Genomic DNA, 12,022 nt, shown 5'->3' on the forward strand with positions numbered 1-12,022 from the left:
GGAGTCCAGCAATGAGAAATCTCCTTGACCTCGTCCAGTCACACGCACGGCGTACCCCGGATGCACAGGCGCTCGTCTGCCCAGAGACCGTCGTCACGTACAGGGAACTGGTCAACAGCGCCCACGCGTTCGGACATGCCCTGACCGCGCTCGACATCCCGCCAGGTGCGCGCGTCGCGATCTTCCTCGACAAGCGCGTTGAGGCCGTCGTTGCCATGCTGGGCGCGACTGCCGCGGGCGGCGTGTTCGTTCCGGTCAATCCGCTTCTCAAGCCGGCGCAGGTCAGCCACGTGCTGCGCGACTGCGGCGCGGCATGTCTCGTCACATCAGGCTTGCGCGCCCATACCCTGGCTGAAGCAGGGTCCTCGCCCGTGGCAGACGTCATCATCGTGGATGAGCCCGGCGTGCCTCTCGCGAATCTGGAAGCGGCTGGCCGGATTCATCGCTGGCCCTGGACCACCGCCGTTACCCCGAATGACGTTGCAGACACAACCTTCTGCAAAGCGTGCGTCGATACAGATCTCGCCGCCCTGCTCTACACCTCCGGCTCCACAGGACTACCCAAGGGCGTGATGCTCAGCCATCGCAACCTCCTTGAAGGCGCATGGAGCGTCGCCGAGTACCTTGGCCACGGGCCGTCAGACCGCATCCTCGCAGCGCTTCCACTGAGCTTCGACGCCGGACTGAGCCAGCTCACATCCGCCTGGGCCGCCGGCGCCACGCCCGTTCTCCTGAATTACCTGACGGCCCACGACGCGATCGCAGCGTGCGAGCGCGAGCACATCACCGCGCTCACCGGTGTGCCGCCGCTGTGGATGCAACTCGCGGGCGCGGCATGGTCAGACGCGGCGCGACGCCGCCTGCGCTACTTCGCGAACACGGGCGGCCGCCTGCCACTGCCGGTGTTGCAGAAACTGCGGGCGTTGTTTCCGGGAGCGAAGCCGTTCCTGATGTATGGCCTCACCGAGGCCTTCCGCTCGACATTCCTGGACCCCGCTGAGGTCGACCGGCGACCGGACTCCATCGGCAAGGCCGTCCCGAACGCACGCGTGCTTGTCGTGCGTCCGGACGGTACGCCATGCGAGCCCGGTGAACCCGGCGAGCTGGTGCACACAGGCGCCTTTGTCACGCTCGGATACTGGAACGACACCGCGCGCACCACCCAACGCTATCGCCCATCCCCCGAAGTGAAACCGGGCGGCGCGCAGCGGGACACCGCGGTCTGGTCCGGTGACCTCGTGCAGCGTGACGCAGAAGGTTTTCTCTATTTCATCGCCCGCAACGATGCCCAGATCAAAAGCTCCGGTTATCGCATCAGCCCCGAGGAAATCGAGGAAACCGTCCACGCAAGCGGTCTCGTGGACGAAGTCGCCGCGTTCGGCATACCGGACGGGGAACTCGGCGAAGCTGTCGCCCTGATGGTGGTCATGACAGGCGACACAGTGACAACCGACGGGGTACGCGACTGGTGCATCAAGCAGCTGCCGCGGTACATGGTCCCCCGGGATATCGTCCGTTGTGCGGAGATTCCACGCAACGCCAACGGCAAGTTCGACCGCGCTGCGCTGCGCACGGCATTCGCGGCCCACGCTTCAGGCTCCGGACAGACATCATGAACCATTCTCTCTCCAGCCCGGGCCTGCCGTTCGGGGGCGCCGACATCCGCCAGCTTGCCGAACGCGCCGGGCGCACACCGTTCTTCGCCTATGACCGCACCGCGATCACGCAACGCATCCGGGAACTACGCCGCCTGATACCCGGCAACATGCAGCTCCACTATTCGATCAAGGCCAACCCGATGCCGTCCGTCGTTCATCATCTCGGCGGGGAAGTCGACGGCTTCGACGTGGCTTCGGCGCAGGAAATGGCCCTCGCGCTCGATGCGGGTGCGCCACCTGGAGACATCGGGTTCGCCGGCCCCGGCAAGTCCCACGACGACCTGCGGCGCGCCGTTGCATGCGACGTCAACATCCATATCGAATCGGAGACGCAGCTGCGCCTTGTCACCGCACTGGGATGGGAACTGGGCGTGAAACCCCGTGTCGCGATCCGGATCAATCCCGACTTTCAGGTCAGCCACAGCGGCATGCGCATGGGCGGCGGCGGTACCCCGTTCGGCGTGGACGTCGATCAGGTGCCGACGCTCCTGCGCGAACTGGCAGCACGGGAAGTCGCACTCAGCGGTTTTCACATTTTCTGGGGCTCGCAATGCCTGCATGCGCCGACAGTGATCCAGGCGCAGCGACTTAGAAACGGTTTCAAAAAGAGTTCGTAGGGGCTGTTAACCCGTAACGCAACCTGTTAACCTCGATTGTTGTGACAACAGGATCGAGGAGATGGGCAAACCAATCATCGACGACGAACTGTGGGCACTGATCGAGCCACTGCTACCACCAGCGAAGCCACGCCGCTTCAAGTATCCGGGTCGCAAGCCGGTACCGGATCGGGCTGCGCTGACCGGCATCTTGTTTGTGCTGAAGACCGGCATCCGCTGGCGAGATCTGCCAGCGGAGATGGGATGCGGCTCCGGCGTCAGTTGCTGGCGCAGGCTGCGCGATTGGCAGCAAGCCGGCGTGTGGGATCGACTGCACGCACTGCTGCTGGCGAAACTGCGAGCGGCCGGGAAGATCGACTTCTCCCGCGTCGTCGTCGACTCATCGTCGATTCGCGCGGTTGGGGCGGGCGAAAAACTGGCCCGAACCCCACCGATCGAGCACGACCTGGTTCCAAACACCACATCGCCACCGACGCTAACGGCACGCCGATCGCGGCAATCCTGACCGGCGCCAATCGTCACGACGTTACCCAGCTGATCCCGTTGATCGAGGCCATCGTGCCGATTAGCGGGGTGCGCGGCAGGCCGCTGAGTCGTCCTGGCCGTGTCTACGCCGATCGTGGTTACGATCATGACAAGTGTTACGGCTCGGGCTATTTGAGTTTGGGCGGGGGGTATTTGTCTCGCGTTCGTCCAGGGCGATTTCCTGAATTTCAGCGTGAGCATCGTGCGATGCGGTGGACATGAGATAGGCCGGTACTCCTCTGTTATCGTGAGACGGCTCTCACACCAGCCCACGAACGCAGAACAGCCCGGCCTATGCTTCGGATCGTACATTCCTTTCTCACGCTCGAACAGCATCTTCGCTCCATCGTCACCACGCCCCAGTCCTATCATCCCGGCCGCTGCCCGCACTGCGGCCGCACGTGCCTGTGGGCGCACGGCTTCTATGAACGCAAGGCCGACCGAAGCGTCACCGGCGCGCTCAATCCGGTGCCCGTGCCACGCTATTGCTGTGCCGCCTGCCGACGTACCTGTTCGCGCCTGCCGCTGTGCATCTGCCCGCTGCGCTGGTACGGCTGGGCGTTGCAGCAACTCGTGCTCTGCCTGATCCTCTCTGGCCTGTCGCTGCGCCGCATCGCAGCCCTGGTCGGCATCGATCGCCACACCGTGCGCCGCTGGTGGCGATGGCTCATGCGCTGCAGTGAGGACTTTGCCTTCGCCCTGCGAAGCCGCTTGCCCGAACTGGGCCGCGCAGCCGACACGGCGACCTTCTGGCGCCCCTGCTTCGCGCTCATGTCGCTGTCGCGTGCGATGGCCTGGCTTGATCTGGATGGCCTCGATGTCCCGTGATCGGCTGAACGCAATTCCACACGAGACGCACTGCCGGACGCGGTAACGGGCAACCCACAGGGTCTGCCCACTGCCGCCTGCACGGCATCAGGCGTTTCATGAGGTCTCTTCCACTTCAACGGAGACTTCATGAACGACATCGACCCCGTGGCGCTGTTCCGGCTGTCCGTGCTCGGCCCCATCGTGAGCCGCGAGCGACTCGAACGCGGCGAGCTGCTACAGCTGTTGCGTCAGCTCGCCCTCAAGGAGTACGCGATCCCGGGCTCGCGCCGGCGTCACATCAGCGAGCGCACGTTGCAGACGTGGTACTACGCCTGGCGACGCGAAGGCATCGCAGGGCTCGCCATCCGGCCGCGCACCGACACGGGTCGCTCGAAGCTGCCCGAGGTCGTGCAGGCTGCGGTGCTCGCCGCCAAACGCGAGAACCCCAGCCGCTCGGTGCGCCAGATCCGGCTGTTGCTGGAGGCCACCGGCATCGTGGCGCGCGGCACACTCTCACGCTGCGCCGTGCACCGCCTGCTCAAGTCTCACGACCTCTCGCGTATCGCCAGCCCTACAGTCGTTGCCCAGGAGAAGCGCAGCTTCGTGGCCGAGTACGCTGGCTCCATCTGGTACGGTGACGTCATGCACGGCCCGACGTTCTCGTTTGGCGGGGCGCGCCGCAAGACCTATCTCGTCTCGCTCATGGACGATGCCTCGCGCCTCGTTGCACACAGCGCCTTCTGTCTGTCCGAGACGGCCCTCGAGATCGAGGGCGTGCTCAAGCAGGCGCTCTTGCGTCGCGGAATTCCAAAGATGCTCGTCGTCGATAACGGCGCGGCCTATCGCGCCGCGAGCCTGCAGACCATCTGCGCAGACCTGGGCGTGCGTCTCGTGCATTGCCAGCCTTACCAGCCCACAAGCAAGGGCAAGCTCGAACGCTGGCACCGTACCGTACGCGAGCAGTTCCTCTCCGAACTGGACACCACACACATCCGCGAGCTGACTGACCTGAACGCGCGGCTGTGGGCGTGGCTCGAACAGGTCTACCACTGCGAGCCACACAGCGCGCTGGGCGAGAACGTGACGCCGCTCTCGCGCTACCGGCAGGACCTGCCGCGCATCCGCGCGCTCGGCTCGCTTGCCCCCAGGCTCGATGAGCTGTTCCTGCACCGCGTCGAGCGACGCGTGCGCCGCGACGGCACCGTCTCGTACGAAGGCGCCGTCTTCGAGGTGCCCTATGAACTCAGCGGCCACTACGTCGTGCTCGTCGTCGATCCGCACGCCGGTACGGTCGTGCGTGTCCAGAGCAGGCAGGGCGCTCCACTGGGCGCGGCCACCGCGCTTGATGCGCTGGCCAACAGCCGGCGCCGGCGCAGCAGGACGCCCGCCGTTGCCGCGACTGCAGCGCCCGCTGCCACAGCCAACCTCATCGAACTCGTCCATCAACATCATTACCGTCGCGAGGACTGACACATGTACCGCCAACACTTCGGCCTGCGTTGCGCGCCGCTGGACACCGACGGCACCGATCTGTGGGACGATGGCGCGCTCGCGCGCCTGTCCGAACGCTTCCAGTGGCTGCTCGACAGCCCCGGCATCGGCCTGCTCACCGGGGAGCCCGGCGTGGGCAAGACCGCCATGCTGCGCCACCTCACGCGCAACCTCAATCCGCACCGCTACCAGACCATCTATCTGTCCGAGACCGAGTTCGGGCGCATCGACCTGTACCGCTCGCTGGCCCGCGAACTCGGGCTCGAACCCAGCTACCGGCGCGCGGACCTGTGGCGCGACATCAAGCAGCGCATCACCGAGCTGGCCAACGGCAAGCAGGTCCTGCCGGTGTGGATCATCGATGAGGCGCAGAACCTGCCGCCGGAGTTCTTCCGCGACTTCCCCTCGTTCCTGAACTTCGCCTTCGACGCCCGCAGTCTCATCACCGTGTGGCTTGCCGGCCATCCGGAGCTGGCCCCGATGCTCGAGCGCAACGCTTACGCCGCGCTCTACAGCCGCATCCAGACCCGCGTGCAACTGCAGCCCGTCACCGAGCACGCCCGCTTCGCACAGCTCATCGCCCACGCGCTCAAGGCCGCCGGCTGCAACCACACGCTGATCTCCGAAACCGGGCTCGAACTGCTGCGCCAGGCTTCGCGCGGATTGCCGCGCAATGCCGGGCGTATCCTGCGCACCGCCATGCAGCTGGCTGTGCCCAAAGGGCTGAACCATCTGCCCGACGAGCTGTTGCAGCAGGCGATTGGGGAAATGCGATGAGCCGCCGCCCTCAGCAGCCAGGTCAGTCACGCACACCGTCCACGCGTATCGGGCCACGACCGCCGCCGCTACCCGCGCTCACCGACGAGGCGGCGGCCCAGATCCAGCAACTGTTGTGCGACTGGCTGCTGTGGTTCAGCAGCGCATACGCAGAGCAGATCCAGCGCAGCAGGCAACCATGGTCCGCCCCGGTGCGGCATCACATCGACGATCCGTTCTGAGCGACGGCCCCGGGCGAGCATCCCGGGGCCGTTGCTCTTGCAGCGCGCGACAACATTGCGCCGGGTGTCGATCTACGTCTCGCGTTCGACTGCGGTTCATTCATTCTCGCTGAGCGCGAGACATCCGCCACTGTCTCAACGCCAAATATCTCGCACTACAGAATACCGTTTAGATCGCGACGGAACAACAAGTACCGGCGCCTCCTGCACGTGCGCAACATCCCCACCCGCATCGCACGGCGCGGTCACCCGCACGGTAGCGGCCTTGGAAAAGTTCGTTGGGTCGTCGAACGTACCCATGCCTGGTTGCATAACTTCCGCCGTTTGCGTATTCGCTTCGAACGCCGTGCGGACATTCACGACGCGTTCCTCAAACTCGGTTGTTGCCTGATCTGCTGGAACACTCTTCAGCGAACTCAACAGCCTTTATGAAACCGTCTCTTAGTGCGGAACTCGTCGAGCGCCTGGCCGGCGACCTGAGCGTGGAACCCGACTTCGTCAATCTCGGCGGCGGCTTTGGCATCCCCTATTTCCCGGGGGAAACACCGCTGGATATCGAGGCCGTCTGTGGCGCCATGCACGGCTGGCACGCGCGGCTTCACTCACTGCTTCCACACACGAAAACCATCCTGGAACTCGGACGATATCTGGTCGGCGAAGCAGGCATCTATGTGTGCCGCGTCATCGACCGCAAGGTCTCGGGCGGCAAGACGTTTGTCATCACCGACGGCGGTCTGCATCACCATCTGGCGGCCTCCGGCAACTTCGGCCAGGTCCTGCGCCGGAATTTCCCGGTCTTCCTCGGAAACCGGGCCAATGCCACGTCGTACGAGCGCTGCCACGTGGTCGGCTGCCTGTGCACGCCTCTCGACCGGCTCGCCGACGACGTGGAATTGCCCGAATCGCGTATCGGGGATTATGTGGTGATCAGGCAATCGGGTGCCTATGGCCGCTCAGCCAGCCCGGAGCATTTCCTGGGTCACCCGGCCCCCGTCGAGATGCTCGTCTAGCCTGGACACCACGGAGAACAGCATGGTAATGACTGGATGTTCTGTCGCGGTACCTGAACCCGCAACATGGGATCTCAGTGAAGAAATGCAGGACCTGCGTGCAGCGACCGAACGGTTCGCGCGCGACCGCCTTGAGCCGCTGCTTCGGCAGCCGCCCGATCCTTCGGCATGGCTCGAGACTGTCCGGCTGGCTGCAACGCTCGAAGTGGGACGCATGATCCTGCCGGAAGCTGGCGGCGGCATGAACATCAGCCGGCACGACCTGGCGCTCATCATGGAACAACTCGCCGCCGGCCCGCTTGAGCGGGCCGTCCAGCTCTCGCTCAGCAGCCCCGCACTGATGACGCTGCGCGGTTGCGAGGCGCTTGACCGTCTGCCTGATCACGACGTCAGTCACTATTTCGACGGCACGACGTCGATCGCACCGGGTATCGTCGACGTCAATGGTGCCGGCATGTGGGTGCTGCGCCAGCACCGCAACTCGCCCTTCATGACGATTCAGGAGCGCGACGGGCACATCAGTCTCGTCATCGCGACAGCAGATGCAAGCTCACCGGAGCCCGGCAATGCCACAGTCGTGCTCACGGATGGCCTGTGCCTCGAGCATTACGACCTTGCCACGTCCAAAGCGCACGTTGTCACTGTCCCTCCTGCTGCGGGTATGAGGCCGCACGATCCCGCCCGGCTGTGGTTAGTCGACGTTGCGCTCTATCTTGGCGCACTGCTCTGCGGAGCGATGCGGCAAAGCGCCAGTTTCGCGCTCTCATACAGCGCGGGTCGCCACAGCTTCCGCAAGCCGCTTGCCGCCCATCAACTCGTCGCCTCGCGCGTCGCCGACCTGGTCACGGCGGCCCATGCCTGCCACCTCTTTCTGCGCAGCGCCGCGATGCTCGACGGCGACATGCAGGTCGTGACCGTCAGCCAGATGGCCCGTCACATCGCAACCGAGGCGCTGGATGCAAGCCGGGAGCTGGTGCAGCTGTGCGGCGGGCACGGCTACGTCGAAGGACTGCCCCCTGCAGCGCGGTTCCAGACAATGCACTGGTTTGCGATGCTTTTTTCCGGCGTCGGCCAGAGCCTGACCGCAACTGCGCCAGCACGCGCTGGGACGGAGAATCCGCGTGAGCAACTGCAACCAGGCCCGCGTTCCTGAGGGGCAAAAGGACCGGTGTGTCCTGGCCGCAGCCGCAGGAAGAGCGCCATCCTGCTGGCTTCGCGAGCCCGATGGTGACGACCTGCACGATATTGCCGCCTGGCTCGCGCGGCCGGACCTCAACCAGTGGTTCGATTTCGGGCTGGGCCGCCAGACACTGCCGCTCCTCGCCATCCAGTCGATGGCCCGCAGCGGCCGGCACAGGCTTCGGGTTTTCGGCGCCATGGGACACCACACGCCGAGTGGCCTTGCGGCCGTCAGCGACATCACGCATGCATTCGGAACCGGATCCTTCTGGGTCCTGCGCGACGCACGAAGACCCGCCTGCCGTGACATGACGCTGCTCGCATCGACGCGCGTGCTGCATGATGCCTTCATGACCGACCGTCTGCAGTGCATCACGGCCTGGGCGGTGGACTGTAACGTGCGCTCGCGCCGGCTGCTCGAGCGCATCGGGTTTCGCCCCGCTGGACAGCAGCGCAACTGCCACGTCATGCAGGGCTCCCGCTTTGGACGCGTACTGTACGACCTGTTGCCGGGAGACCTCGCCTTGGCCACCGGGACGCCCGCGGGTGAGCCATGAGCCGCCCGGTCATCACCGCACTGACGTCGTGTGTGCCGCCCGCCATGCCGCTGTCCCGATGGCTTGAAAAAGAATCAGCACTGCGCACTACCAGCAACCCAGGCTGGAACACCTGGATGCGCTCCTGGCATCCGGACTATGGACACTGGCTGGAGGCATTACCGCAGATTGAGGCCGGTCATCCGCCGACCTTGAGTCACGATCCAGCGATTCCGGATCGGTGCTACATGATCCCTGTCGAAACCACACTGGACCAGACAGGACTCGCCGCGCAGGTACTCAGGAACATTTGCGCCAGACGCCCCGGCAACGCCAGCCCGATCGACGTCATCATGTTCTGCCATACCACGCCCGGCGAGCATGTCCCGGCCACAACCGCCGGCAGGCTGTGCGAGGAAACCGGCGCGTCGTGCCTTGCGTTTTCGGTATCGCAACAGCAGGGAGCGTCGGTCTTCACTGCCTTGAGACTTGCCGGTGACCTGCTGCTTGCCGAGGCGGACGTCCACACCATCCTGATTGTCGCTGCCGAGAAATGGTACCCACCGTTCACAAGATGCGCGACGGGCGGAGTGATACAGGGGGACGCCGCCGGCGCGCTGCTCATCCAAAGAGCCGCCCCTGAAAGTGGCGGGCTGAGGATACTCGATGCCGAAACGCGCCGCGTTCCCCATCGCAGCCAACCCGGGACCACAAAAGGCGACGAGTCCTGGGCATCCACACTGACAAAGCTCATCGATCTTCTGCTCGCCCGGAATGGCCTCCACCGCAACCAGATAAACGATGTGATCGGCCATCAGGGGATGCCATCCCTCAGTGTCGCAGTGCACAGCCATCTCGATCGCCCTGCCGTGCGCGAACGGCGCGAAGAGTCTGCTCACCTTGGCGCGGCCGAGTCCATCGTCCGACTCGCACAGACACCCGATTGCCTGGCCCCCCGCCACGACCGCCGCACGCTGCTGTGGGGGTTCGGCATCGGAGGCTTCATCGGTGCCGCGTTGCTCGAGGCGCGCGGCATGCCCTTCCAGGACCGCCGGTCCACCAGGCGCTCTGCCTCATGACGCAGGATCCCGCTATCACCCATGTCGCCTATCATCTTCCCGGGCGCGTCGATGACGTCGGAAGCTGGGGCAGGCGCGCCGGACAATACGCTGCCGTACCGGGGCTCGAACGTGCCGGAATGCATCGGTACCACCGCGCCACGGGCCAGACGGCAATCGGGCTCGCGGCCAGCGCAATCCATCAGGTCATGCTCGCCTCGTGTGTCGCGGCGGATACCATCGACTGCCTCGTCTACGTGCACACCCTGCAGGGCAGCATCGCTCCGCCGCCCATGTCGCTGCCCGGTCTGCTGTGCGATCGCTTTTGTTTTACCCACGCCGAGACGTTTTCCCTCGCCCAGCAACACTGCGCCTCGGCACTGGGCGCACTGCGCGTCATCCGTGTGATGTTCGTCGCGCGGCCGCACATGCGTCGCGTCCTGCTCGTCGGCGCGGACGTCATGCCACTTGAACCAGAGAGACTCATGCGCGGCGAAGGCATCATGGGTGACGGCGCGTTTGCCGCGCTCGTGCAACGCGGCGGCGCGACCAACCGGCTGCTTGCAGTGGGGACGCACTGCAGCGGACTGGGGTGGCGCGGCACCTCAGGACTCGACAGTCCGTCCGTCGCCGCGCGCCAATTTCTTGCAGCCCGCAGCCTGATCAGCACCACCCTCCGGCAGGCGCACTGCCCCCCCGAAGACCTGCAGCTCATCCTGCCACACCATCTGGACCTTCCTGCATGGTACCGGCTGCTGGACTCGCTCCGGATTCCACGGGAGCGGCTGTTCGCCAGCAATTTTGCGCGTGTCGGACACGTCACCGTCAGCGATCCATTCATCAATCTGGCCGACTGCGATGACGTCCTTGTTCCCGGTCGCCCGTTCCTCCTTTTCGCGCGAGGCGTCGGCGGATTCTGCGCCGCAGCGGTCCTCTGCCGGTAATCGGATCAATAACCACCGGCCCACAGCTACGCTTAACGGCGTTCCGGTCGCACGGACACCCCCTCAGCGAAGCAGCATCGCAGCCCTTTTATTCCCGTCGCAACGACCTTTACCGTCGAGGCTTGCCGACTGCCGCGCACTGAAAGTGGCACGACGTGCGAATCTATTCTACTGACTATAATATGTGTAAAGTGGTTACCGGAAACGTCAGCAGCCGGCGTCTGGTAGACCGTGCCGGAACTCCCTTCTGGCAACCGGATGCCGGCCTCTGACTGGCTCCTCACTCCCGGAAATGCCTCTCGCATGAGCTGCGCACATCGTGTGCAGGGACCAGCACTTTCATGCGGTACTGATGTTCCGGACCCCGTGGGGCAGCGCCGAGGTAGTCGATATGAAAGATGCATCGCAGGACCCTCCCAATGCGGTCCTCCGCCCCACGTCACCTGCAGTTGACCGCTCGCAGGGAGCCGTCACGGCACCGATGATGCCACTCGCATATGCCGCCGATCTTCCCTCACTCGCCGACTCCTTCGGAAACGCCGCCAGCGCGTTGGGCTTTCCCCATTTCGTCATCAGCCGCGTTGCACGTACCCGTTCCCCCTGCCTCCCTCGGACGGCATTGGAGGTAATCTGCGGCGATTATCCGGATGAATGGGTCCGACACTATCAACGCCGTAACTACGCCTGTGCCGACCCCGTTCACCGCGCTGCATTCACCCAGTCGGCACCCTTCCGCTGGCACGACATTGTCGGCTTGAGCAAGGCCGAACATCGAATCCTCGACGAGGCGCGGCAGGCCGGTTTGCCGGGCGGCCTCAGCGTGCCGCTGCACCAGCCCGGCGGCAGCGTCCTGCTCTTCAGTCTGGCGGGACCTCTCGAATCGGTCAACGATGCATTCAACGCCCGGCTCGCCTATCTCATCAGCACCCAGTTTCACTTCGAGCTGCACCGGCTCACGCGCACACGGTCAACGAAAGCCTCCCACTTCCTGACACCCCGTCAGCGGGAATGCCTCACCTGGGTCGCTCGCGGCAAAACCTCAACGGAAATCGGCATCATCCTCGGGATTTCCCGCTATACCGTCGACTATCACATTGAAGAAGCGATGAAAGCGCTCAACTTCAACAGTCGCACAGCGGCGGCCGTCAACGCGACCGTCCAGGGTCTGGTCGAACCCTGACGCCCCCTTTCGATCA

At 64.9% G+C, this 12,022-nt stretch carries 11 protein-coding genes and 3 pseudogenes; all 14 read left to right on the forward strand.

The window, feature by feature from the left end; all coding sequences use genetic code 11:
• Nucleotides 1-11: 11 nt before the first annotated feature.
• Complete coding sequence (locus WJ542_RS14180) at nt 12-1,616, forward strand: acyl-CoA ligase (AMP-forming), exosortase A system-associated (RefSeq protein WP_411189856.1); 1,605 nt, start codon at nt 12-14, stop codon at nt 1,614-1,616.
• Nucleotides 1,613-2,275: an alanine racemase gene (locus WJ542_RS14185; protein WP_411189857.1), complete on the forward strand. Its 663-nt coding sequence runs from the start codon at nt 1,613-1,615 to the stop codon at nt 2,273-2,275. Before WJ542_RS14180 ends, WJ542_RS14185 begins: the two co-directional genes overlap by 4 nt.
• 61 nt (nt 2,276-2,336) lie before the next feature.
• Nucleotides 2,337-2,911: pseudogene (locus WJ542_RS14190) on the forward strand (IS5 family transposase); the annotation flags it as partial.
• 183 nt (nt 2,912-3,094) lie between these two features.
• Nucleotides 3,095-3,628, forward strand: a complete 534-nt coding sequence (locus WJ542_RS14195) for a DUF6431 domain-containing protein (protein ID WP_411188275.1) — start codon at nt 3,095-3,097, stop codon at nt 3,626-3,628.
• 129 nt (nt 3,629-3,757) lie between these two features.
• Nucleotides 3,758-5,080 (forward strand): DDE-type integrase/transposase/recombinase, encoded by a 1,323-nt coding sequence (locus tag WJ542_RS14200; protein WP_411188276.1) that lies wholly within the window; start codon nt 3,758-3,760, stop codon nt 5,078-5,080.
• Between the two features lie 3 nt (nt 5,081-5,083).
• Nucleotides 5,084-5,878, forward strand: a complete 795-nt coding sequence (locus tag WJ542_RS14205; RefSeq protein WP_411188277.1) for an ExeA family protein — start codon at nt 5,084-5,086, stop codon at nt 5,876-5,878.
• Nucleotides 5,875-6,099 (forward strand): hypothetical protein, encoded by a 225-nt coding sequence (locus tag WJ542_RS14210; RefSeq protein ID WP_411188278.1) that lies wholly within the window; start codon nt 5,875-5,877, stop codon nt 6,097-6,099. Before WJ542_RS14205 ends, WJ542_RS14210 begins: the two co-directional genes overlap by 4 nt.
• Nucleotides 6,100-6,294: 195 nt before the next feature.
• Nucleotides 6,295-6,531 (forward strand): annotated as a pseudogene (locus WJ542_RS14215) (transposase); the annotation flags it as partial.
• Between the two features lie 11 nt (nt 6,532-6,542).
• Nucleotides 6,543-7,109: pseudogene (locus WJ542_RS14220) on the forward strand (type III PLP-dependent enzyme domain-containing protein); the annotation flags it as partial.
• 22 nt (nt 7,110-7,131) lie between these two features.
• Entirely contained in the window at nt 7,132-8,262 is a 1,131-nt protein-coding gene (locus tag WJ542_RS14225) for an acyl-CoA dehydrogenase family protein (protein WP_411189858.1), read from the forward strand.
• Nucleotides 8,231-8,845 (forward strand): GNAT family N-acetyltransferase, encoded by a 615-nt coding sequence (locus tag WJ542_RS14230; protein WP_411189859.1) that lies wholly within the window; start codon nt 8,231-8,233, stop codon nt 8,843-8,845. The genes WJ542_RS14225 and WJ542_RS14230 overlap by 32 nt, the downstream gene beginning before the upstream one ends.
• Nucleotides 8,842-9,903 carry a 3-oxoacyl-ACP synthase gene (locus WJ542_RS14235; RefSeq protein ID WP_411189860.1) on the forward strand — a complete coding sequence of 354 codons (1,062 nt, stop codon included), beginning with the start codon at nt 8,842-8,844 and terminating at the stop codon, nt 9,901-9,903. Before WJ542_RS14230 ends, WJ542_RS14235 begins: the two co-directional genes overlap by 4 nt.
• Nucleotides 9,900-10,826 carry a 3-oxoacyl-[acyl-carrier-protein] synthase III C-terminal domain-containing protein gene (locus tag WJ542_RS14240; RefSeq protein ID WP_411189861.1) on the forward strand — a complete coding sequence of 309 codons (927 nt, stop codon included), beginning with the start codon at nt 9,900-9,902 and terminating at the stop codon, nt 10,824-10,826. The genes WJ542_RS14235 and WJ542_RS14240 overlap by 4 nt, the downstream gene beginning before the upstream one ends.
• 391 nt (nt 10,827-11,217) lie before the next feature.
• Nucleotides 11,218-12,006: an autoinducer binding domain-containing protein gene (locus WJ542_RS14245; RefSeq protein WP_411189862.1), complete on the forward strand. Its 789-nt coding sequence runs from the start codon at nt 11,218-11,220 to the stop codon at nt 12,004-12,006.
• The last annotated feature ends 16 nt before the right edge of the window (nt 12,007-12,022 follow it).

The organism is Paraburkholderia yinzeri, assembly GCF_046581065.1.
GTDB lineage: Bacteria > Pseudomonadota > Gammaproteobacteria > Burkholderiales > Burkholderiaceae > Paraburkholderia.

Bases quoted from the DNA above. Each gene is read 5' to 3' on its own strand.
- WJ542_RS14180 (WP_411189856.1), top strand. From the start codon at position 12: ATGAGAAATCTCCTTGACCTCGTCCAGTCACACGCACGGCGTACCCCG.
- WJ542_RS14205 (WP_411188277.1), top strand. From the start codon at position 5,084: ATGTACCGCCAACACTTCGGCCTGCGTTGCGCGCCGCTGGACACCGAC.
- WJ542_RS14200 (WP_411188276.1), top strand. From the start codon at position 3,758: ATGAACGACATCGACCCCGTGGCGCTGTTCCGGCTGTCCGTGCTCGGC.
- WJ542_RS14210 (WP_411188278.1), top strand. From the start codon at position 5,875: ATGAGCCGCCGCCCTCAGCAGCCAGGTCAGTCACGCACACCGTCCACG.
- WJ542_RS14195 (WP_411188275.1), top strand. From the start codon at position 3,095: ATGCTTCGGATCGTACATTCCTTTCTCACGCTCGAACAGCATCTTCGC.
- WJ542_RS14185 (WP_411189857.1), top strand. From the start codon at position 1,613: ATGAACCATTCTCTCTCCAGCCCGGGCCTGCCGTTCGGGGGCGCCGAC.
- WJ542_RS14240 (WP_411189861.1), top strand. From the start codon at position 9,900: ATGACGCAGGATCCCGCTATCACCCATGTCGCCTATCATCTTCCCGGG.
- WJ542_RS14245 (WP_411189862.1), top strand. From the start codon at position 11,218: ATGAAAGATGCATCGCAGGACCCTCCCAATGCGGTCCTCCGCCCCACG.
- WJ542_RS14235 (WP_411189860.1), top strand. From the start codon at position 8,842: ATGAGCCGCCCGGTCATCACCGCACTGACGTCGTGTGTGCCGCCCGCC.
- WJ542_RS14225 (WP_411189858.1), top strand. From the start codon at position 7,132: ATGGTAATGACTGGATGTTCTGTCGCGGTACCTGAACCCGCAACATGG.